The organism is Algoriphagus aestuariicola (genome assembly GCF_017254835.1).
Taxonomy (GTDB): domain Bacteria; phylum Bacteroidota; class Bacteroidia; order Cytophagales; family Cyclobacteriaceae; genus Algoriphagus; species Algoriphagus aestuariicola.
This window is the reverse complement of sequence record NZ_JAFKCW010000001.1, coordinates 1,150,261-1,173,411: the sequence shown is the minus strand read 5'-3', so window position 1 is coordinate 1,173,411 and position 23,151 is coordinate 1,150,261. Positions and strand designations below refer to the sequence as shown.

At 48.3% G+C, this 23,151-nt stretch carries 18 protein-coding genes; 6 read left to right on the top strand and 12 right to left on the bottom strand.

Annotated features, from left to right (window positions below; all coding sequences use genetic code 11):
- Positions 1-161 precede the first annotated feature (161 nt).
- A complete protein-coding gene (locus tag J0A67_RS05035) occupies positions 162-347 on the bottom strand; it encodes a CsbD family protein (RefSeq protein ID WP_206568168.1) in 186 nt (61 codons plus the stop codon).
- A gap of 632 nt (positions 348-979) precedes the next feature.
- On the opposite strand from J0A67_RS05035, the gene J0A67_RS05030 reads away from it, so the two are divergent.
- The gene (locus J0A67_RS05030; RefSeq protein ID WP_206568167.1) at positions 980-1,435 is read left to right on the top strand and encodes an Hsp20/alpha crystallin family protein; all 456 of its coding nucleotides are present in this window, start codon (positions 980-982) and stop codon (positions 1,433-1,435) included.
- A 166-nt stretch (positions 1,436-1,601) separates the two neighbouring features.
- Complete coding sequence (locus J0A67_RS05025) at positions 1,602-1,853, top strand: hypothetical protein (RefSeq protein ID WP_206568166.1); 252 nt, start codon at positions 1,602-1,604, stop codon at positions 1,851-1,853.
- A 214-nt stretch (positions 1,854-2,067) separates the two neighbouring features.
- Here J0A67_RS05025 and J0A67_RS05020 read toward each other — a convergent pair whose 3' ends face one another.
- The gene (locus tag J0A67_RS05020; protein WP_206568165.1) at positions 2,068-2,664 is read right to left on the bottom strand and encodes a uracil-DNA glycosylase family protein; all 597 of its coding nucleotides are present in this window, start codon (positions 2,662-2,664) and stop codon (positions 2,068-2,070) included.
- A 153-nt stretch (positions 2,665-2,817) separates the two neighbouring features.
- Positions 2,818-4,074 (bottom strand): hypothetical protein, encoded by a 1,257-nt coding sequence (locus tag J0A67_RS05015; RefSeq protein WP_206568164.1) that lies wholly within the window; start codon positions 4,072-4,074, stop codon positions 2,818-2,820.
- Between the two features lie 197 nt (positions 4,075-4,271).
- Between J0A67_RS05015 and J0A67_RS05010 the strand changes: the two genes are divergently transcribed.
- Positions 4,272-4,787, top strand: a complete 516-nt coding sequence (locus J0A67_RS05010; protein WP_206568163.1) for a DinB family protein — start codon at positions 4,272-4,274, stop codon at positions 4,785-4,787.
- 80 nt (positions 4,788-4,867) lie between these two features.
- Here the strand turns inward: J0A67_RS05010 and J0A67_RS05005 are convergent, their stop codons facing one another.
- The 3 genes from J0A67_RS05005 to J0A67_RS04995 form a co-directional block, all read right to left on the bottom strand.
- Positions 4,868-7,624 carry a PVC-type heme-binding CxxCH protein gene (locus J0A67_RS05005; protein WP_206568162.1) on the bottom strand — a complete coding sequence of 919 codons (2,757 nt, stop codon included), beginning with the start codon at positions 7,622-7,624 and terminating at the stop codon, positions 4,868-4,870.
- Between the two features lie 339 nt (positions 7,625-7,963).
- Positions 7,964-8,425 (bottom strand): IS200/IS605 family transposase, encoded by a 462-nt coding sequence (gene tnpA, locus J0A67_RS05000; RefSeq protein ID WP_206568161.1) that lies wholly within the window; start codon positions 8,423-8,425, stop codon positions 7,964-7,966.
- Between the two features lie 1,830 nt (positions 8,426-10,255).
- Positions 10,256-10,912: a 3-keto-disaccharide hydrolase gene (locus J0A67_RS04995; protein ID WP_206568160.1), complete on the bottom strand. Its 657-nt coding sequence runs from the start codon at positions 10,910-10,912 to the stop codon at positions 10,256-10,258.
- A gap of 271 nt (positions 10,913-11,183) precedes the next feature.
- Between J0A67_RS04995 and J0A67_RS04990 the strand changes: the two genes are divergently transcribed.
- Positions 11,184-12,059, top strand: coding sequence for an aldose 1-epimerase family protein (locus J0A67_RS04990; RefSeq protein ID WP_206568159.1), 876 nt, complete (start codon positions 11,184-11,186; stop codon positions 12,057-12,059).
- Between the two features lie 1,586 nt (positions 12,060-13,645).
- Here the strand turns inward: J0A67_RS04990 and J0A67_RS04985 are convergent.
- Complete coding sequence (locus J0A67_RS04985) at positions 13,646-14,026, bottom strand: DoxX family protein (RefSeq protein WP_206568158.1); 381 nt, start codon at positions 14,024-14,026, stop codon at positions 13,646-13,648.
- 107 nt (positions 14,027-14,133) lie between these two features.
- On the opposite strand from J0A67_RS04985, the gene J0A67_RS04980 reads away from it, so the two are divergent.
- Together J0A67_RS04980 and J0A67_RS04975 are read left to right on the top strand one after the other, a co-directional pair.
- A complete protein-coding gene (locus tag J0A67_RS04980; protein ID WP_206568157.1) occupies positions 14,134-14,514 on the top strand; it encodes a winged helix-turn-helix transcriptional regulator in 381 nt (126 codons plus the stop codon).
- Positions 14,515-14,744: 230 nt separating this feature from the next.
- Positions 14,745-16,007, top strand: coding sequence for a serine hydrolase domain-containing protein (locus tag J0A67_RS04975; protein ID WP_206568156.1), 1,263 nt, complete (start codon positions 14,745-14,747; stop codon positions 16,005-16,007).
- Between the two features lie 258 nt (positions 16,008-16,265).
- On the opposite strand, the gene J0A67_RS04970 is transcribed toward J0A67_RS04975, so the two are convergent.
- From J0A67_RS04970 to J0A67_RS04950, 5 genes are all read right to left on the bottom strand, one after another.
- Positions 16,266-18,719, bottom strand: a complete 2,454-nt coding sequence (locus J0A67_RS04970) for a GumC family protein (protein ID WP_206568155.1) — start codon at positions 18,717-18,719, stop codon at positions 16,266-16,268.
- Positions 18,716-19,528, bottom strand: a complete 813-nt coding sequence (locus tag J0A67_RS04965) for a polysaccharide biosynthesis/export family protein (RefSeq protein WP_206568154.1) — start codon at positions 19,526-19,528, stop codon at positions 18,716-18,718. Before J0A67_RS04965 ends, J0A67_RS04970 begins: the two co-directional genes overlap by 4 nt.
- 1 nt (position 19,529) lies before the next feature.
- Positions 19,530-20,468: a polysaccharide deacetylase family protein gene (locus J0A67_RS04960; protein WP_206568153.1), complete on the bottom strand. Its 939-nt coding sequence runs from the start codon at positions 20,466-20,468 to the stop codon at positions 19,530-19,532.
- Positions 20,469-20,552: 84 nt separating this feature from the next.
- The gene (locus J0A67_RS04955; protein ID WP_206568152.1) at positions 20,553-21,596 is read right to left on the bottom strand and encodes a hypothetical protein; all 1,044 of its coding nucleotides are present in this window, start codon (positions 21,594-21,596) and stop codon (positions 20,553-20,555) included.
- Between the two features lie 125 nt (positions 21,597-21,721).
- On the bottom strand, positions 21,722-22,870 hold the full coding sequence (locus J0A67_RS04950) for a glycosyltransferase family protein (RefSeq protein ID WP_206568151.1): 1,149 nt from the start codon (positions 22,868-22,870) through the stop codon (positions 21,722-21,724).
- Positions 22,871-23,151: the final 281 nt, after the last annotated feature.

Here is a 23,151-nt window from a genome sequence, read left to right as displayed (position 1 = left end):
ATCAACAAAGTTTGAATGCTCAGAGGGCATTGGGCTTTCTCTCTGATAGTTGTGGGCAAGGAACCTGTACACTGGCATGGATCCCTACACACTTTCCAAACCCAATCGCAAAAAAAAGAGGTGCCGCGAAGCACCTCTTACCTTTTTCAGATGGATCATCCTTAATCAAAGAATCTTTCAAGTTCCGCCTGGGTCTTCCCGGTTTTCTTTTGGATTCGTCCTAGGAGTTCATCTTCCTGTCCCTCTACATAAGTCAGATCATCATCGGTCAATTCGGCATACTCCTGCTTGAGCTTGCCTTTGATAATGTTCCAGTTTCCTTTGATCTTATTTTTTGTACTTTCCATGGTTATAATTGGTTTAGTTCATCCAACTTTACCCAAACCCCGTACCAATGCCCCAAAACCCCATTCTTATGCGTTAATCGCTGTTTTTTTACGATGGCTGCCGCTTTCCGCCCTAATTTGCAGGGAAAAAGAATCCCCATTGTGTTCCCGTTTCTCCAAGAAACCAGCCCTGTGCACGGTCCCTCTCTGGAAATCCCTCTCTGGAAACAAGGCAAAGTCCTACCGACTACGCCGCCCTGACAGGATAGTACGTTCCTGTTTCCGGCATCCTTGCCTTTTCACCGCGAAAGTCCGATATCTTCGGAGGAGCTCAGTTAGGTTTTCGTCTAGTTTAGAAGTGTCAAAAAAGAGAGGCCTTGAGTGCGCAGAATAACTTTCTGCCAAGACTGCCAAGCGGAAGTCCCAATAGCGTCAGAAAAACGGGAACAGAGATCGACAACAAAGTTGACGCTGACAATTTTTCAGAAAAAATCTGCCAAAAACAACACCCAACGGGCTTGGCATTTTCCTTGTTTTTGGCCTTGCGAAGAATCGCGATTCATTCGGTTTCTTGGTCTTGCGTGCAGTGGCGTAGACCTTCATTGCCCCAGACCGAGATTGTTTAGTTGTTTAACCATTAAATTGACAGAACAATGAACACACTGATGAAAAGGAATGGCAAAGCTGCCTATCCAAGCTTGTTTGACGATTTCCCCGGCAAAAACATTTTTGACTGGCTGGACGACATGAGGATCGGGAGATCCTCCGAAAGCGTCACTCTTCCAAGGGTGAACATTGTGGAAACGGGAGCCGACTACAGGGTGGAGATGGCTGTACCCGGCATGAAGAAGGACGACTTCAGGGTGGAAATCGACAATGGAACCCTGATCATCCAGACGGAAGATCGCCAGGAGTTTGAAAGCGGGGAAGTCGGAACGTATACCCGAAAGGAGTTCAGCTATTCCGCATTCCGACGCTCCTTTGACCTCCCCAACACGGTCGACAGTGACAGAATCGAAGCCACTTATGTGGATGGTATTTTGAAACTCGTGATACCGAAGCGGGAGGAAGCGAGGCAAAAACCTCCAAAAACCATAGAAATTTCATAAATCAACACAGCCTGCCAAGCCATTGGCTGGCTGTTTACTTTTTCCTCCAAACGCAAGGGGTTCTATCGGGCCGAGGGAAAACTCCACCTCCCCTTAACACCTTTCATGAGGAAGGCCACTTATGCCATGAAAGCATGGCGATATAAAACCAAAAAATATTTTGACGATGGCAAAAAACTCATTTCTGGATTACTACAAAACCGTGCTCGAAAAGGTGAGCTTCGACAGCCGCCTTGTTGCAAAAGAATATGGAAAGGCCAAGGAGCTGCTTCAAGAATCAGAAAGGAAGGAGCTAGACGATTGGGTGAAGCGCGCGGGCTTGGCAACTTGTCTGTCGCACGCTCGACCAAAAGAACACCAGATTAAATTGCGCGGAAAGGAGAATCCTTCCATCTCACAAACTCTGGCTACGGCTTAGCAAAACCAGAATCGCAGTCAGTACATTCAATATCAGGAGACCCCAGGGCAAAAGCTTGGGGTCTTCGTTTTTGAAAAGGGTAATATTCCCCGCAAGCTAGCTCCCAGACTGCTACTGTAGACTCTCCACAACTAGAACTCCATTGCTGTAAATCCTGAGGGCATGACGGAAATGAAAAACAAGGGACCAATTTACCGCCTAGGTAAAAAGAGCCTCATTCTTCTTTTCTCCCAATCAACTCCCACACGAGCTGTCTGAGCCGAGGAACTACCGTCTCCTCAAACCATGGATTTCTACGCATCCACAGCCTGTTTCTCGGCGAGGGATGAACCAATGGGAGAAACTGGGGCAGATAGCTTTCGAAATTCAGGACCGTCTCCGTGAGTGTGGATTTCCGCTGAACTCCCAAATAATAGGCTTGGGCATAGCTGCCGATAAGCAAGGTCAGCTTAAGCTTGGGCAGGTGCTGGCGGAGCGGCTCGTGCCAAGCTGGTGCACATTCCTTCCTCGGCGGGAGATCCCCGCCCTTTCCCCTACCCAGGTAGCAAAAGCCCATGGGGATGATTCCAAAGATCTTCGGATCGTAAAAGGTATCCCTATCCACCGCCAGCCAGCGCCTGAGCTCGTCTCCGCTGGGATCGTTCCAGGGAATGCCGGTTGCATGCACCCGCGTGCCTGGAGCCTGACCGATGATTAGGACTTTGCTGTCCGGATGGGCCGAAAGCACCGGCCTTGGCCCTAGGGGAAGATGCTTTTCACAGATCCTACATTGCTGCACCCGTTGAATGAGTGATTCCAAAGTTTCCGACATGGTGTCAATATCAGGATTTTGCCATTGTTGCTCCAGAACGGATAGGATAAAACTCGAATAGTGGACGATCCTCCGAGCTTTCTGAGAAAATCCAACCGAAACATTATTGGAGAATCTGAAGGGTAACTCCTTAGATTCCCCATTTTTCCAAACCTATCGAAAACTCTGCCAGATTGAACTACGCTCCATGGCTTGGGGCTTAGCCGGTTCTACCAACTTGACCCTCATCTGCTCATCGTAGGACATACTATGGGTGATTATCTCGGTAGATTCCAGCCTGAAGTCGTCCAGGTTCTGCAGTTTTGGATTGAGCGCGACAATCTCCTCTGGCAAAGAGAGCTTTAGAGATGTCTCACTTCCATTGACAAACCAACGCAGGGATTTAAAAGGCTCTCCAGTAAAGGGGTCTGAATGGTCCCAAACCGCTGACCAATTCGTTATACCCACTGGGGCATTAAATCGAAAATCAGCGATGGTTTGACTTTGAACCTGAATGCTTGTCTCTACGGGCGGAGTGATGGAATTCGGCAATGTTCCGATCCTCCAATAGAAAAAAGAGGTCTTGGAATTGGCGGATCGACGCCCCGAAATTTGAATATCAAAATACTCTATACCATTGAGGAACCCCATCTCGTGCTCCGACTGGGGATCAAAGCTATTTCCGATCTTATTGCTATTGACGATATAGCTAGGTCTAAAATCTCCGTCGACCTTGTTTAGCGCTGTCGAGGTAAAATAGAACTGGCTAAAATCGCTTTTCTTAAACTTGAATACTTGGTCAAAGTCGACCAAATCAGAGAACTTATAGGCAAGCTTCATTCCCTGCTCAGTGATCTTTAGCTTTTTGTAGCGTGTTTCCCCGGTATTTAGTTTGGCAACCAGCAAATAATCACTCACTCCTTCAAACCTGTTCATCGTCATTTCCAAGCGAGTACCCAAATGATTTGCCTCTGAATTATAGCCTCCAGAACTGCTTGTCAAATAAGCGCCAAAGGGAAGTTCATTTTCTAAAAAATCTACTTGAAAAGTACCGTTTACTGTGGGATTTGGGCTTGGTATAGGAACCAATCCTAGCGTAATGTCCTCGACAACGGAAAGGTCGGCGTAGGTTTCAAACAATTCCGTTTGATAACCCACGTTTTCAGTTTTCATGTAGGTAGTAAGATGGTAACGCTTGGAGTCATCTAGTTCCACGGTCATAGCTCCGCCAGACGAAATTTGCTGGTGGGCAATGGGATTGCCATCCAAGTCATGGACGATTACCCAAAAGTCAAGTGCAGAAGCAGGATAGCCGGGAACAAGGCTGATCGTGAGTTTACCGTCTTGTTCGACTTGTTTGTCGGGACTTTCATTTCCCACACAGGAAAAAAACAAAATGCCCATAACCAGGCATCGGAATAGTGATTTCATTTGTCAGTTATTATGCCGATAAATAACTAATTAATTCAATCACTCCCAACTCCGTCTAGCATAAAAAATCAACTATTGGCTTTAATCAAATTTGAATCCTACGAAAGGTGATCAGTTGCAAATCTAATCTGTGCTTCAGCTAGGCAGCGGCGACAGAACGATTGCTTTATAATTCTTCAAACCCCTAACTTTCTACCATGACCAAACAACCCGAAGTATGGCTACGAGGCCCGATTGCCGGCTTGTCTCCCCTTTTGCAGCCGGTGGTACATTCCATCAGGCAAGCGCAGGAAGAAATCCATGAACTGATGAAAGACTTTCCCTCAGAGATGCTGTGGGAAAAGCCCGCCGGTGTTGCCTGTCCAGCTTTCCACCTCCAGCATATTGCCGGAGTCATGGATCGCATGGCCAGCTACGCGCAGAGCCAGATTCTAAGCGAAAAACAATTTGACGCGCTAAAGCGGGAAGGGCTCAGACAGGAGCACCTGACTACAAGCATCCTCCTCGAAAATCTGGATGGCCAGATTGAACACTTTGTGCGCATCGTGACGCAGATCGACCCCAGCACTTTGGCGGATTTTCGCCCGGTTGGGAGGGCAAAGTTACCCTCAACGGTAGGAGGTTTGCTGTTTCACGCAGCAGAGCATGCCCAGCGCCACTTGGGACAACTGCTGGTGACGGTGAAAATGATCGGAGCGAATAAAAGACCATAGCAAATGAATAGCGGCTTCCTAATGCGACTGTGCTGCTTTCGGAAAAGCAGCACAGTCGCACAAATGTTTGGGAAAGCGAATCAATGGTGAACCGTGCCTGATTCCGCCGCTGAGACATTCTTTTCCCCCAGCTTATCCATGGTGTATTGCAGGAGGATAGGGATCTTAGAATTTTCCGCCAATGCTAAGGCTCGTGCCGCGTCCAAGTCGGTCATCGGTTCGAGAGCATACCAAAGCATAAGCGGCAGGTTGTGGTCAGTCGCATCCTCAGCCCGCTGGGACAATGCCGACAAGACCTCCCAGCGTTGGCTTGGCTCCAGCCGAAGCATGGCAGACACCAGATAAAGCCTCACCATAGCCGATTGGTCTCCCTTTGCCATTTCGGCAAACTTGGCCAAGGTCTGCGAAGAAACAGACTTTTCCTCCGCCAATAGCTGTATGGCCCAGCTGCTGATGTACTCGTTGGAGTTGGAAAGTAGCTCCACCATTTCCTCTTCATCCAAACCTTCCACGGCATGCAGCGTCCACAGCGCACGCAGTTGGTGCGTGATATCTGGATCATCGGCTAAAATGGCCTTTAGGGCTTTACGGGACTTGCGGCTTGCCCCCCGCTCCTGCAGGATCATACGGGATTGGCGGGCATACCATTCGTTGTCGTGGGTTTGGTAGTGGGCCAGCTCTAGGTCAGAGGCGTCGTAAAGGTTTGCTTGGACGATCTGGTCATTTTCGTGGCTGATCTTGAAAATCCTGCCCAGGGATTTGTCGTGAACCTCGGGGTTGGGGCTGTGGCATTGGTTTTTGTCATACCAATCGATCGCAAAAACCGACCCGCTGGCGTCGTATTTGAAATTGAGCCACTGGGACCAGGAATCGTTCATGGCCATAAAGTCCTCGTGGTGTCCGCCTATATAGCCCGAACCCGATTTTTCCAAGAGGTCGATATTGAGTCTCGCTCCATTGATGTTGTTCATGAAAATGGCATTGCGGTACTCCTCCGGCCAATTTTCCCCACCCAGGTAAATCATCGCCCCGGCGTGGGCATGTCCACCACCTGCAGCGGCAGATCGGAAATTCCCCGCATGTGGCCCGCGGTCTCCGAGCCAATGCACATGGTCCCCAATCGTCTTGATGTCGTCAAAGGTATAGGGGTTAAAATGCTTACCGGCCTGACGCTGATATCTCGCCCCCTGCACCACATAGTAGAGGTGGGGAATCACGCAGACAGTAATAAAGGAATGGCCATAGCTATTGAAATCAATGCCCCAGGGATTGCTGCTGCCTTCGGCAAAAACCTCAAACTCGTGTCGGGTGGGATGGTATCTCCACACCCCGGCGTTGATCTTGGTCCGCTCGGAATCCAACGCCCCGGGTTTGCCTACATTCGAATGGGTGAAGACCCCGTGAGTACCATACAGCCATCCATCAGGTCCCCAACGCAGGTTGTTCAAAACCTCGTGGGTGTCTTGGGTTCCCCAGCCATCCAGAAGTTTTTGGGCTGGGCCCGCAGGTTTGTCGGTCTCATAGTCTATCGGAATGAAGAGCAAATAGGGAGCTGCTCCCAGCCATACTCCGCCCATTCCCACTTCTATGCCGCTGACTAGGTTGAGGCCCTCCGCGAAAACTTTTCTGCTGTCCAGCGTACCATCCCCATCCGTGTCTTCAAAAATCAGCACTCGGTCCCTGCCCTCTCCTTCCGGAGCGGGAACCGGGTAGGTATGTCCTTCCACAACCCAAAGTCTGTTTCGGGCATCGATCGTGAAACTGATCGGCCGGATAATTTCAGGTTCGGAGGCAGCTAGGGCAACCTTAAATCCGGGAGGAGGAGTCATAGCTTTTGCAGCTTCCACTCCGGAAAGCCCCGCGTTCAATACTGGGTCGAGGGGTGGCAGTACAATGATATCCTCTTGGTCGAGTTCGTTGGGGAAATTGGGCCTGGATGGGTAAAAGCGGAAGTCATCGAAATTGATATGGGCCCAGAGATCATCTTGGATATAGGGGATTTGAGAAATGCCAGTTTCGTTGTCAATTATTCTGATTTGGATTTCTTTGCCCAAAAAAGGAGTCAAGTCAGCTACTACAGGCTGAAGGGTTGCCCTCCCCTGTCCGGTGGATTTGAAGATCACCTCATCGGTTCCGGCCAAGACCAGCTCCACCCGGGTATCCACCAAGGCGCCGCCAGAGACCCGAAAGGCCGCAAAAGGCGCGGTAACTTCAAAAGGCTCGGAAACCAGCGTTCCGGTCAACTGGTAGTTTTTCAAACCTCCGCTGCTTAGAAAACTCTCCCCTTCGAAGAAGATGGGTCCTTCCTCCCCATGTAAGGGTGAGGGATCAGAATGAATAAGCGGATCCTGGAAGGCTTCCCCTTCCGCGGTCCAATTCTCCAAGCTGCCTTTTTCAAAATTGAAGTTCAGAGGCACACCGTCTTTCATGGGTAGCATTCCTCCCGGCACTTCCTCTGTCTCTCCCTCTTCCAAGATCTCAAAATCGCCGACCATGCCCGCAAGCCTATGGCCCGGGATGGTGCAATAGTAGACGTCATCCTCCACCGCCACGAAGGTGAGGCTGGTGCTCATGCCCTTGTCAAAGATAGTTTCACTTTTGACCCCGAGTTTTTCCATCGCCACGTCGTGGGTCATGGTCTCCCCGTTGGTGATGGTGATGCGGACGGTCTGTCCTTTCATTGCCCTCAGCGTGGGATTTCTGGTTCCGTCTTCTGCAAAGTATCCCAGCATGGTAGCCTTAAGGTGAAATTCTTTGTCGGCCTGGGCATCTTGGCCTTTCGCAGTAAAGGCAAAAAATAAAAGGGCGATCAGGATCGGTAGGTGGTGTGGTTTCATGTATTTTGGGTTATCGAAAACTGAATATCAATGGCTATCGGTCGCAATTCCGTTCTTCCACCATGAACGCAAACCTCCAGATTAAATTAGGTTTAAGATATTAATCCCTTGGTCTCCTTACAAGAAATTGGGAGCGCGTTAATTAAAATTTAAAGCATAACGCAAGTGCGCTTAATCAAAAACTGATGTAATTATTATCAGCTTCTTTGCCACAAGCCCACTTTATAATACAATCAGTTCATCAGAATTGAGCAATGCCCTAAGCATTAGACACCCGGTCGTGCTTCTTCCATTTCAACATTCCGACCCTTAGTAGTTATCCTACGCAGAGAAAGAGGATCATTCCAAAAAGTCAAACAAATATTCACCGTGGTGATCAATTTGAAATTTCTCAAGAAATTCAAGGTATTCGTCCCGAAACGAATATCTCATATGGTGCTCAGGCTGGCTTAGAATGTATTTCACAACTGCATCCAACTGAGATCTGCCGTAGCTAAAAGCTCCGAAACCCTCCTGCCACTCAAATTTCCCGGGAATCATGCGGTTTTCGTTGATCCACCGAGAGGAATTGGCTTTCATATCCCCCGCAATTTTGGATACGGATATAGTAGGGTGAAGCCCAATCAGTACATGGCAATGATCCGGATTGCAGTAGATAGCAAGGGGTTTTGAATTCATGTTCGAAACAATACCGCAAATGTATCTTTCAACAGCATTGCGGTTTTTTTCCAAAATCAGGTTCTGCCGTCCCTTGACCGCAAAAACAAAATGAATCAAAAGTTGGGTGTAGGTATTTGCCATGGTTTGCGGAGATATTGCAGTAGCGAAACGAGGTAAAAAGTTGGATTGAAATTGAAAAAGTCTTGTGATTTGGGGAAATCTATAGAACGAATAATTTATTGATTATCATTGAGATATTTTAAAAAAATCGTTTTTAAATAATGCCGCCCCGCTGGGGCTCCTGGTGAATACGCTTTTTCCTGGCTACAAAGATTCCGGCCCGCTGGGCCTTGTCGGAAAAAACGATGAACTACAGGCACAGCTCCGTAGGAGCGTCATCTTTGTAGAGAGAAAGATTAAAACATCCCACCCAAGCCCCATCGGGGCGGAACGCGTCGACGTCCAGGTTTGATCCAGAGCCAAGCTTTTTGTGTTACCGACGCCCTACCGCATTTCGGGCTACAATGATCCCGGCCCGCTGGGCCTTGTCGGAAAAAAACGGTGGATAATAGACGCAGCTCTTGATGAGCGGGATCTTTGTAGAAAAATGACAAAACAACCCGCCGGGACACTATTCGGGGCTGCAATCTTAAAATTAGTGCCGCCCCGCTGGGGCTCCTGGTGAATACGCTTTTTTCGGGCTACAAAGATTTCGGCCCGCTGGGCCTTGTCGAAAAAAAACGATGAACTACAGGCACAGCTCCGTAGGAGCGTCATCTTTGTAGAGAGAAAGATGAAAACATCCCACCCAAGCCCCATCGGGGCGGAACGCATCGACGTCCAGGTTTGATCCAGAGCCAAGCTTTTTGTATTATCGACGCCCTAACGCATTTCGGGCTACAAAGATTTCGGCCCACTGGGCCTTGTCGGAAAAAACGATGGATAATAGACGCAGCTCTTAATGAGCGGGATCTTTGTAGAAAAATAACAAAACAACCCGCCGGGACACTATTCGGGGCTGCAACCTTAAAATTAGTGCCGCCCCGCTGGGGCTCCTAGTGAACACGCTTTTTCCTGGCTACAAAGATTTCGGCCCGCTGGGCCTTGTCGGAAAAACGATGAACTACAGGCACAGCTCCGTAGGAGCGGCATCTTTAGTAGAGAGAAAGATTAAAACATCCCACCCAAACCCATCGGGGCGGAACGCATCGACGTCCAGGTTTGATCCAGAGCCAAGCTTTTTGTATTATCGACGCCCTAACGCATTTCGGGCTACAAAGATTTCGGCCCGCTGGGCCTTGTCGCCTAGAACGGTTCCATGTATATACAGCTCCGTAGGAGCGGGATCTTTGCAGAAGAAATGAAAAAATATCCCGCAGGGACACTATTTGGGGCTGACATTCTAAAATTGGTGTCGCCCCGCTGGGGCTCCCGGTAAAAACGCTTGTTGGGGCTACAAAGATTTCGGCCCGCTGGGCCTTGTCGCCTAGAACGGTTCCATGTATACACAGCTCCGTAGGAGCGGGAACTTTGTAGAAAAAAGGATAAGATACCAAAACAGAGCCCCATCCGGGGCGGAACCTGTTGTCTTGATTTGCTCTAAAGCCATGCGGTTTGAACCATCGGTGCCCTTTCGCATTTGAGGCCACCAAGATTCCGGCCCGCTGGGCCTTGTCGGAAAAAAACGGTGGATTACAGATACAGATCCTGAGGAGAGGGATCTTTTTAGAAATAAGGTGTCGCCCCGCTGGGGCTCCTGGTGAATACGCTTTTGTTGGCTACAAAGCTTTCGGCCCTCTGGGCCTTGTCGCCTAGAACGGTTCCATGTATACACAGCTCCGTAGGAGCGGGAACTTTGTAGAAAAAGTGATAAGCTACCACAATAGAGCCCCATCCGGGGCGGAACCTGTTGTCATGATCGCTCTAAAGCCATGCCATTTAAACCTCCGGTGCCCTTTCGCATCGACATGTTTATCTATTTTTTTGATTCAATTCTTCAATAAAAATGTCCTTGATCGCGACTTCAGCTTTTCCTCCGCCATGGATTTGCAGGCTTATGAGTCCGCTTTGAGGGATCATGGAGTCGGGTTCCTTGTAGTCCACAGTCTGGTGTCCATTGATGAAAAGCTGGATTCTTCCCTTTTCAGCGTGGATTTTATAGTCATTCCACTCCCCTTTTTTGATCCACTTTAGAACCTGTGTAGAGTCAGGAGCGATCAGGGTTTTGTTTCTTCGGGATTCGTCGTAGAGGCTAGCCCAGTACCCTTCACCCCAGTCCGCTTGGTAGCCCGTCATCTCGTAGGCTGGATCTGCCAAGCGCTGGGAATGAAACTGAATGCCGGAATTGATAAATCCCTCTTGACCACGAAGCCTAATCTTCAGGGTCAGAATAAAGTCTCCATATTCTCTGTCCGTCACCAAAAAGTCATTGTGTGGTACCGTTTCCTCCAGCGATCCGCCAACAAGCATCCCATCTACGATGCGCCAGGTCTTAGTCGTGTCGCCTTCCCAACCTTGAAATGTCATTCCGTCAAAAAGGGCCCTTTTTTCCAAAGGAATTCTACCCTGGAAGGATAGAAAAGGCAGTAGAAAGAGAAGGAAGGCAAATCTGGATAGTAGGGGTCGCATGGTTATTGGGCTTTGGTCTAAAATACTGAAAAAAATGGGAAGTCGGGAGGTCGGAGGTAGAGAGCAAAGTTTGAATTCTGAAAGCTAAAAGCTGAAGGTTGAGTAAAATTCTTCCCATTACGTGCCGTGGGAGGAAGTTTGTTAGCCTCTATTAAATACCAGTTATCCATATTTGCCGAACTTCTTGCCGAGACACCAGATTTTTGAACTCTTCGGCCGAGACCATCTGCCCGGTTCCCCCTATCTTTCGGCATCTTTTTTTGAAAACACCATGCACTACACCATTGAATCCACATCGCTCCGCGTCCAGGTCAACTTAAAGGGAATGGAACTCAGCTCCATACAATCCAAGGCCAGCGGCCAAGAGTACCTTTGGCAGGGAGATCCTCAATTTTGGACCGGCCAGGCCCCTGTGCTCTTCCCCATTATTGGCGCATTGAAAGATGGAAAAACCAGCTACGAGGGAAAAGATTATGCCCTTCCCAAGCATGGCTTTGTCCGAAACTCCGATCTGCCCAAACTGGCCAGACAAGAAGAAAACCTCTTGGTGTTCCAAATCGATTCCAGTGCAGAGACATTGGAAGTGTACCCTTTCGATTTCAGCTTTGAGGTTACCTTTCTCCTCGAGGGCAACAGGTTGGAGGTTTCTCATCAAGTCTTCAACAGTGGAGACAAAGACCTTTATTATTCACTAGGCGGCCATCCTGCCTTCAACTGTCCTCTTCTTCCGGGGGAAAAATGGGAAGACTACCAAATCGAGTTTACTGAAAAGGAAACGGACCATACCTGGATGATTAGCCCGCAGGGGCTCATTGGGGAGATGGGCGAAAGGCTACTGGACAATACACGGACAATCCGCCTGCACGCGCACATCTTTGACCAAGATGCCTTGATTTTCAAAAAGCTGAAATCAAGGGAAGTATCCCTGAGCCACAGGGACAAGGGTCCAATACTTAAAATGGAGTTTGGGGACTTCGACTACCTCGGCATCTGGGCCAAGCCAGGTGCCCCTTTTGTGTGTCTTGAGCCTTGGCTGGGTATCGCCGACTCGGTAGACCATTCGGGAATACTTGCCGAAAAGGAAGGTATTCGGGTGCTTGAACCGGGGAAATCAGAGGTCAAAAAATACAGCATAGAGATACTCTAACAAGGCCATTTGTTTCTCTCACTATTTTGCTGGCAAATCCTGCCACCGCGCCTATCCCTTTTAAATTTTGTGCCAAGTTGGAAACTCTTCAGTTTGCAGATCTTTCTGACGCGTTTATTTGAGTTAAACGCGGTAATCGGCCTTGTAGGCTTTTGGAGCTCTGACCGTGACGGTGGGAAGCTAGTATTTAGGGATCTTGTTAAGGTCTGAATCAGTATCTGAACCAGTATGGATCGAAGGTCGACAGCCATGGGTTTTAACCCCTGGTAGGAGAAACAATTCAAGAATTTAAGCGCTGGCGTAGAATCATGATGTGGAGATTCATCCCTGATGCCAGCACCATGGAAAATTAGGCCAGGCTTGTAACCTTATCTATTAACCCGTCTGAGAAATCTTCTTCGATTCTTTTACTATGTCCTTTTGGCTTGATCCAAAAGGACCAAAAAATCAAGATTTGCCAAAGCTCCTACCGCACGGGGCTGGACGCTGGCCCGCTGGCAAATCCTCCCCTCGCGCCTTTCCCTTTTGAATTTTGTGCCAAGTTGGCAACTCTTCAGTTGCAGATCTTTCTGACGCGTTTATTTGAGTTAAACGCGGTAATCGGCCTTGTAGGCTTTTGGAGCTCTGACCGTGACGGTGGGAAGCTAGTATTTAGGGATCTTGTTAAGGTCTGAATCAGTATCTGAACCAGTATGGATCGAAGGTCGATAGCCATGGGTTTTAACCCCTGGTAGGAGAAACAATACAAGAATTTAAGCGCTGGCGTAGAATCATGATGTGGAGATTCATCCCTGATGTCAGCATCATTGAAAATTAGGCCAGACTTGTAACCTTATCTATTAACCCGTCTGAGAAATCTTCGTCGATTCTTTTTCTATGTCCTTTTGGCTTGATCCAAAAGGACCAAAAAATCAAGATTTGCCAAAGCTCCTACCGCACGGGGCTGGACGCTGGCCCGCTGGCAAATCCTCCCCTCGCGCCTATCCCTTTTGAATTTTGTGCCAAGTTGGAAACTCTTCTGTTGCAGATCTTTCTGAGGCGTTTAATTGGGTTAAACGCGGTAATCGGCCTTGTAGGCTTTTGGAGCTCTGACCGTGACGGTGGGAAGCTAGCATTTAGGGATCTTGTTGAGGTCTGAATCAGTATCTGAACCAGTATGGATCGAAGGTCGACAGCCATGGGTTTTAACCCCTGGTAGGAGAAACAATACAAGAATTTAAGCGCTGGCGTAGAATCATGATGTGGAGATTCATCCCTGATGTCAGCATCATTGAAAATTAGGCCAGACTTGTAACCTTATCTATTAACCCGTCGAGAAATCTTCGTCGATTCTTTTTCTATGTCCTTTTGGCTTGATCCAAAAGGACCAAAAAATCAAGATTTGCCAAAGCTCCTACCGCACGGGGCTGGACGCTGGCCCAAACCGCACTTATTTTATTTGGTATTTCGCTGGCAAACCTCCAAGGTAATTTATCGATTTGATGGTTTGCCAGCGAACAGAACCCTTTCACAGCTAATTTTCATCTATCCTAATATTGAAGACTCAAGCAGACAGAAATTAGACCTTCGAGACAAGCTCTTACTGCTTAAGCAAACACCGCTTTCTTTTCCTCAGTTTTTCCCCAATAAGTATAGGAGACTAGCAGTAGCGCCAAGAAAATAAAGGGTGGAATTACTACACTAAGCGGATCTCCAGATGCGAAGTGGGCAACTATAGCCGAGATAAATGTCAAGCCAAACCCGAAGTAGGCAAACAGCCTCAGGATGTAGGGCGTGACGGGGATGAGGAGAGTCAAGGCTCCAATGAGTTTGGCCAAGCCCAATTCGATGCGGAAATAGTCCGGAAAGCCCAGATGGACAAATGCAGCCTTCAAATCAGGGCTTGTCAGGTAAAGGAATCCGCTAAATAGCATCATCCCCGATACGATGGCAGTGGTGGTCCAGAAAATAATCTTGTTCTTATTCATGGGATTTTTGTTTTGATTACCGCTCAAACCTCGGTATTTTTGCTATACATTTGTAAGTACTATACCCTTGTATAGTACTATACTTGAGTATAGTAAATCACAATCCCATGGAAAACCCACTCGATCTACCCAAGACACACGCCAACTGTATGCGCTTGATACAGCCGGTCACCGATGCCCTCTATGTCCTGAATGGAAAGTGGAAGTTGCCCATTTTGATCTCCCTCCAATTTGGAAACAAACGGTTCGGGCAGATAGCCAAGGAGATCCCGAAGATCACCGACCGCATGCTCTCCAAGGAACTTCGGGAATTGGAAGCCAACAAACTAGTCAAGCGCACAATCCATGACACCTTCCCCGTGACTGTGGAATATTCCCTGACCGACTACGGCCATTCCCTGGATCCGGTATTCAAAGCACTCGCAGAATGGGGAATTCAGCATCGGGAGCGAATATTCAAAGCGGAAAAAGAGCTGGTTGAAAAATAGGCAGACAAAAGAATCCAGCTAAGGCAAAGCGGGTATTTTGGAGCCTGCCAACCATACATTTCCACCTAAATTGCCAATCATCTACAGGCGCGACACGCTTTCATTTTCAATGGATTACTAAGCAATTCCCACTCAATCTCCGAGCCCTTTTTTGAATAGTTGACCTTGACTTTTCTATATTTAAGCTACAGCAATACGCTTATTTCAAACCCATTGACCTCAGCTCCATTATGAAATCCCCAAACTTCTTGATCTTCCTCCTATCGGCATGTGTCCTGGCGTGTAGCGCGCCGGTAAAACAAGAAACCGGAATAGTCACAGACGCCGCTAAATCCCGATTGGACTCTGCGCTGACAGACATGGTGGAAAGCGGCATGGTGGCTGGAGTCTCAGCCCTGATCTATGAAAAGGGTGAGGAGGTTTATTTCAAGGCCGAAGGATTCGCAGACCGTGAAGCACAGAACCCCATGGATCGCAATACCATTGCCATCATCTATTCCATGACCAAGCCGGTAACCGGAGTAGCCTTGATGACCCTGTATGAAAAGGGGGCTTTCCAACTGGACGATCCCCTGGAAAAGTACGCCCCCGAATTTGCGGACATGCAGGTCTTTGCCGGCGTGGACTCAATTACAGGAGAGATCAAGCTTGAACCACTGGCTCGGCCCATCACTATCCGCGATATCACCCGCCATACCGCGGGCTTTGCCATTGACCCCAATCAGCCGGGTTTGGGAGAATTAGTAAAGGCAGCGGATGCGGGCAACAGAAATAATACGCTAGTCCAGATGGCTGAGAAAATGGGAAAAGTACCTCTCATGTTTCAGCCGGGCACTCAGTGGGCCTATGGGCCGTCCGTTGACGTACAGGCATTTTTGGTGGAAAGGATCTCGGGTAAACCCTATGGGGAGTATGTGAGGGAAAATGTGTTGGATCCACTGGGTATGAAAGAGAGTAGGTATTTTGTGCCTGAAGGAGACCGGGACAGGATTTCTGCGGTCTACAGAAAAGAGCAGGATGGTAGCCTCAGCCAAGTGCCAGACTCACTAGCCCACTCCTTTAATACCCAAGAGTGGCCCCTTACTCCTGGAGGATTTGGGTTGACCTCCACCGTGGATGATTACATGAAGTTTGCCCAAATGCTGGTAAATGGGGGAACGTATAAGGGCACGACCATACTCAAGCCAGAGACGGTGAAGCTGATGGCAACCAGTCAGCTCGATGAAAACATCACCGAAAGGATGTGGCTCCCCAGCAAGGGCCAAGTAGGGTTTGGGATTGACTTTGCGGTACGCCTTCGGGAGCCGGCTTCGCCTGAGGAAAATATGGGTGTCGTGGGTGAGTTTTTCTGGGATGGAGCGGCCAGCACCCTCTTTTGGGTGGACCCAGAGAATGAACTGACAGCTGTGTTATTTGTCCAGGTCATGCCCTTTGCCGGCCAAGTACATAAAAGATTCCGGGATGCGGTATATGGGTCGTATCGGGAGGACTAGATACTATTACTTCATTACAAGCAAACCATTACCAAGCCTAAACTTCAAGCTCTTTCCACAAACTCAGAAAGGCAATGCTGAGCTCGTCTAGCACTTTGTTGAGAATTTACTATTAAGGATCCAGGATGTACCTCGAGAATCAAGTGGGAATTACCTCGTAACAGCAATTTTCAACTCAAAAAAAGTTCTAAAAGCTTCGCCAAAAACAAAACAGGATGGCGGATCCCATAAATAAAGATCTAATACTGAATAAAAAGTCTAAACCCGAAAGCGTGATAGCAGTCGGCTTAGCCATCCGCTCGGTCTTTCGCCTTCTTCGGTATTATAGTAAGAGCCCGAGTACTCACTCTTTCGCATATAGGAGTAATTGTAGCCGTATCCATAGTTGTATCCGCCAAAATCGTAAACGTCCAAACCTGCCTTCATCCCGTTGAATACCGCATAGATATTGTCCACCTGATCGTTGACAAATAGGTCGTTGATCATCAAAAGGTATCTCTTGTGTGTAAAATCCTGACGGATGATATACAGGTTAACGTCCGAAAACCGCATCAAATCCATGGTCTCGGATACCAAGCCTATAGGCGGGGTATCCATGATCACTACTTCAAACTCCGACTCGAGAGATTTGATGAATTCGTCCATTTTATCTTTGAGCAGGAGCTCAGCTGGATTGGGGGGAACGGTACCGGAGGGAACGATATACAATTGGTCGAATCCAGTTTTGACAACGATGTCCTCACGCTCGGCCTTACCTACCAAATAGTTAGAAAGTCCGACGGTGTTTTCCACACCCAGATATTCCGAGATTTTTGGGCGTCTCAAATCCAAGCCTATCAACACAGTCTTTTTCCCACTCATCGCTATCGCGGAAGCCAAGTTGATACTGACAAATGTCTTTCCCTCACCCGAAACCGAGGACGTCACGAGGATCTTTTTGCAGGCCTTCTCACTGGAAATATAATAGAGGGCCGATCTCAGCGATCTGAAGGATTCGGAAACCATGGACTTGGGATGCTCTTGCACCAGTAGGTTGGTGTCTTTGGTGCTGAACCCTATTGTACCCAGCAAAGGTATCCGGAGAACGTTTTTTAGTTGGACTTGGTCAACGATTTTGTTGTTCAAATAGTGATAGAGCAGCAATAAGACCAGGGGAACGGCCAGCCCCAAGCCAAAGGCCATTCCATAGTTCTGCGATTTTTTTGGAAAGATCTGGCTTCCCCTTCTTGCACGGTCAAGAATGGAATTGTCCGAGATATTCGACGCTTTGGCGATCTCGGCCTCTGCCTGCTTTTCCAAAAGATAATTGTAGAGGTTTTCCCGCAGCTTAAACTCCCTGTTCAGGCTCATAAAGTCTGATTCCGCCTGAGGAAGTTTGGAAAATTCCAGCCCCTCATCCTCCAGCTTGGCCAATGCCTGGGCCTTTCTATTTTCCGTGTTCTCTACGAGATTTTTGATATTTTCAAAGATATTCTCCCTCAGTTTTGCGATTTGCTCATCCAGCTCAGCCACATTGGGATGGTTTTCATTGACCACCGCAAGCAGTCTTCTGCGCTGAAGGGAGATATCAATGAGCGAGCCGATGAGGCTATTGAGCGTGCCATCCTCTATGCCTACGAGAGAGGGAGCGAGAATATCCGAATAGTCCCTGCCCTTCTCCTCCAGATATTTTTTCAGCGACCGATAGTAGTTTAACTGAAAGTCCACCACCTGAATCTGGGCTTCCAGGTTTTGAATATTGCCTAAGACTCCACCAAATTCCGAATTGATATCGAGGAGTTTGTTGTTCACCTTGAAGTTGAGCATCTTCCTTTCCACTGACTTGAGCGAGTCTTCCACGACAAACAATTGCTTCTTCAAGAAAGCGATCGTGTTTTCGGTCATCTGGTTTTTTTCCTTCAGGTTATACTCGATGTAGGAATCCATCAAGGCATTGACGTAGTCCCTACCCTTGTCCACTACGGTGGTCACCATGGATATTTGTAATACCGTACCGTAGGAAGTAACCGGTCTCACCATAAGCGCCGCGGCGTAACTATCTGCGATCTGTACCGGATTGTGGATGACGAAGGAAAGTTTGTCTCCTGCCTTGAGATGCTTGGTTTTCCGTATGGTAAAGCGACTGTTCTCGGAGGAGATTGGCTCGTCAAATTTGTAAGCCCGGTTTAAAATAGCCCTATCAACAGGGCCGGATGGCTTGGCGCTGAGAAAGTCAAAAAATCCCGACTCCTCCTGAGTAAGGATAAATTCGGTATCCGAAAGCATGGTAAAGGTCACCTCCCCCATTTCCATCTGCGGGAAGTCGGGGTCTACCTCGACATAGATGGGCGACTGGTCGTACATCTCCACCTCCTTGATATTGGTGGATGCATAGTAGGTGACGTTGAAGTGCAGTTTGCTCAATGCAGCTTCCGCCAGGTTTCTGGACGTCAGCAAGAGGATGTCGTTTTCTAAATTGTACATCCCGGAAAAAATATTTGACCGGTCCAAAATCTTCATTTCTGGACTAGAGTTTTGCTTGATCAAGATGGAGCCTTGAACCTCATACTTTTCCACGGCATATCTGTGAAAAAGGAAAGTGAGGATGAGTCCCAAGAATATGCTGGTCACATATAGAGGCCAATACCTGGAATACTTGATCAGGTAGTACTTGATGTCTACCGGCTTGACTTCATCCTGAAACTTCGAAAAATCCTGCTTCCCGTCTATCATAGGTTGTCTGTCACTAATGCTACAATAAGGATAATGGACGTAGTCACCGAGATAATCAAGCCTAGAGATGAGGTCAGATTTTCCGCATTTCCAAACTGGCGTATCGCCATAGGCTCGAGGTAAAGGATATCGTTGGGTTGGATAAAATAGTAGGGGGAAGCCAGCAGCTGACGGTCATTGAGGTTGATTTGGTGTATTTTGGTCCCCTTGTCATACTGCCGGATGATGAACAACTTGTTTTTTTTGGCCAGGATGTTGGACTCCCCCGCAACGGATAGCGCATCAAAAATTGTCGCCCTGTTCTTGAGTATGATCTGGGTGCCAGTATTAGAAAATTCTCCGAGTGCGGTGAACCTAATGCCTCCTATCCTTAGCTTGACGTATACTTCCTCCTTGAAAAACTTGTTGATTTCCGCTTGTACCACATTTTGGGCTTCCACTTCCGTCAGCCCGGCCAGCTTGAGCTTGCCCAATTTGGGGATCTCCACAAATCCCATTTGATCAATAGAATATCCAGTAAAGTAGAACAGGTCGCTGACCCCTCCTCCTCCGCCACCTTGGCGCATGGACCTCGAGCCTTGAAATTCGAAGGCCTGGGTCAATTCCTCGTCAGAGGAGGCAAAATCAATATCCACGATGTCAAAGGGCTGAAGGATATATTGGTAATCGACCTGTGCAAAGGGTATATATTCATTCAAGCCGATTTCGGGGTTGCCAGGTAGGTTTTGGAGATAAGTGATACGCTTGTTGCTGATACAGGAACTGGCAGAGAGCACCACCAAGACTACCACTAACAACGCCGGTTTCATCCTAGGCTCTTTTGTTATTGGTCTCGCCAAAATAGGCTCCCTCCCTGCTTTGAGATGAAATTTTGTCCAATGAGTTTGCAAATTCATACATCGTTTGACTGACTAGCCGTCCTGATTCGATTTTGTTCCGAACGAAGTTTAGCAAATTTCCCAATACCTTTATATTTTCTTCCGGCAAATGCCCGAAATTATGCGGATGCCACCACAGGTGGTACACCTCCCCATGGGCACAGGCGTGGTCAATCTCGGTTTTGATCCTCGCAATTCTCTGCTCGTTAAACACTGAATGTTCCCGATATGGCCTGAGCAGTCGCGATGCTGGGATCTCCACAATTTCCCCCTCACGGGCTTGGGTAGGCCCAAAGCTCGTTTTGTGACCGATGGGAATCAGCGTGTCGCCGGTTCGAAAAATACGCTTCAGAAAAGAATCTGTAGCCGAGGCCTTCCAAAACCAATCGACAGGATTGATTCTTGCAACTTCAAATCCAGCGTCATAGGCAGTGGTCAGGTAGCGCGGACTGTACTGGTTTCTTGGAAACACAAGGGACTTCAAATCCACACCGAACTTATCCTTGGCGATTCTTTTTGAAGACAGAAGCTCATGGGCAAAACTGTCGACATCAGCGCCCGCCACAGCGGTGTAATAGTGGGTAAAGGTATGGGACCCCAACTCTTGATTGGGAGAATCAAGTATCTCACTGACCAAGTGAGGGGCAAAAAGCCCAGTTCGGTCCTGTTGCCCACTACTGCGGTACCAGTGAACGCCTGAGTATTTTTTGTTTTTGAATTCGGGAATCTGACCGGGGCAATATTCCTCCCATTCTTCCCGACTTTCGGCCATCAAGCTGCCTACAGTGGCCCAAGTGGCGTGTATGCCATTTTTTGCAAACGTCGAAAGAATCCTTGGGATCGTATTCAAGGTGTTTTGATAATACTTCATGTTTGGCGTAAGACCGTACTTGTCAAACCTCCCCCAATGAAGTTCAAAATCCAGAGAAATAATAATTCTAGCTGCTGTCAAATCCTATGCACTAAACTTACCTCTATCAGCAATTTCACGACAGATCGCCCAAATGAAAGGCAAGGACAAAAAAGGCGAAAAAATAGACTTCATCCTATATACGATCCCGTAATTATTAAGAGTGAAGGTGTAAATGATCACCATCGCCAAGGAAATGGCAAAAAAGGCCAAGGCTGTCCTTGGAGGCCTACTTTCGAGCAAAACCAAAACAATTCCTCCAGCGACAAGTACGAATACCAGAAATGTATTTTCCAAAGAATAGACCAAGCTGTGAATGTCAGCGGTTTCCCAAGGAAAGGGCCTAAAAAGGATGGTGGAAAGACGTCCGAAAAAACCCATTCCTGAAAAATCGATTTGCGATGCTGCGCCAAAACCTCCCAAAAACTCGAGCTGCTGCTCACTGACTTCCCTGATGGCACCTATACTTACATCGTCCTCCCCAAAAAGCGCAAAACGTAAGAATATAAATCCCTGCAAGAGCATCAACCCTGCAATCCCAGAAACAATAAGCCGCAGCCTTCGTGAGACGGAAGTGCATGAAAACACCGGCAGAAAGCAGGGAATAGCCAAGATTATCCCAACTACCAATCGGGTGTGGAGTGCGAGAAAAAAGCCCAAGAAAACCAACAGTAAAGACTTGGCATCCACTGCTTCAAAATACCTGAACACCAAGGCCAGCGCCAATACCAACAAAGACTCCTTTGACACGCCTCCGGTCCAAAAATGCAAACCGGGAGACAGGCATACCAAAAGCGCACATAGCGCTAACAGCCACCCAGGGACTTCGCTGCCGCCAAAACTATCATACACCTTCTCATAGATCAACCCGATTCCAAGCATAGAAAGAAAGTTGTACAGGAAAGTCCCCCCCATGTACCCTACTCCTCCCCAAACCCATGGAGAATTGAGGGATTGGAGAAAGTGGTCGCCGTATCGGTAAGCGGATATCCAAGTCGGCAAATCCGAGTCGAAATAGCTGGGTAGTTGCCAATAAAACAGGGAGTCACCGCCATGCCGGGAGATATAGTTGTAAAAATAAAGTCCCATCCCGAGATGTAAGAGGTAAATGACAAGGTAGCCCAATCTTGGCAACAGGCCCTGGAATCGTCGAGTTCTGCAGTATACCCAGGTGCCCCCCCCAAGTAAGCTGGCAAGGACGATCGCTCCATCACCTAGTTCCATCCTTCCTTCAGTGCCTTAGTATACGATTCTAAAGACGACTCTAAGGAAAAGTATCTTCTACCGAACTCCGCAATTTCCGACCTTTCCATTTGAGGTATGCGACGCGCCCAGCGCAGAAATCCCTGGGCACTGTATTCCCCATCTATTCTCAGCGCAAAGGGCAAACCGGACAGCATTTCGTCCAGGTCACCAATTCCCTGGCTGAAAACCACAGGAAGACCGCACATCAGGTATTCCCCGAGTTTGATAGGTGCAATGCCCGCGATGGACTTGGCCTTTTTCCGGAGACAGATCCCGATATCTGCCGCGCGTAGAATCTCCGGCACGGCTTCAAACTCACAGGAAATTACTGATACGATAGATTTGAGAGACATCGGTACCATGGCATGTGCCTTTTCTTCATTTCTGCTCATCAACAGAAGTCTAGCGGGAAGTCCATATTCATCCAAACTTTGCAGCAGTTCAAACATCCGCTCGGTTTCATAGCCGCCGCCCAGAGATCCCGCATGGACAAGGAGTAGTTCATCCTCGCCGAACCCTAGCCGCACCCGAGTGGCCGAGCGGGTGGAGGACGATGAAAAAAAAAGCAATTCAGGTCTTCCGTTGATGACTTTGTAAAACTTTCTGGCCCAGAGACGTGCATTTCCTTCTAAGTGGATGGCTGTGGCCCGATTGCTCCGGACCAAGACCTTATCGGCCTTTTCCAATATCCTGTCTTCGATCCCCTTGAGAAGGCGGTGCATCAGTCCGCCCACTTTCATTCCAGCAAAGTCAAGCCTCTCCTGTATGGGGAGTCCGTCTGCATCGAATATGATTTCCGGCAAATGCCGCAGCCGAGAGACCATGCGGAGTACGACCCAGGCAGGCATGGTACTCCTTGGCATAAGAACCTCGATTTTCTGTTCATCAATGAGGGTTTCTAATGGTTTCAGCGCCCTCCCGACTGCCCATAGACTACCCAAAGTCGGATGGGGCTTGCGAGGGATATGCAAGTGCTGGTAGGCGATTCCCTGTCCTGCCGCAAGGGCCTCCAGTCTTCGAACCTCCTCCCGGTCTGCCCAAGAAAACTGAAAGACGTAGGCAACGATCTCTCCCCGGGCCTGCAGACCCGCCAGGATTGGGAAAAACAGGGTTTCCAAATAATTGCTTTTATCGGAATCCCAGGTGATAAAGAGTAGTTTTTTAGTTGCTATGACTGTGGTGGTTGGTAGGTTGGAAGTTGGTAGGTTGGAAGTTGGGAGGTTTGGAGGTGAGATTAAGGCCCGCGAGCTGGTCAAGGAGGACGGTATATTATATTTCAACTTCGAGGGCTAAGCATTAGGTGCGAGTGAAAGCTGCTCCAGAAATAGCTATCTGTATCGAGCTGAACAAGGTATTTCGTATCGGGCTGATTGGAGTCGCTTGCGTCATACTGACACTT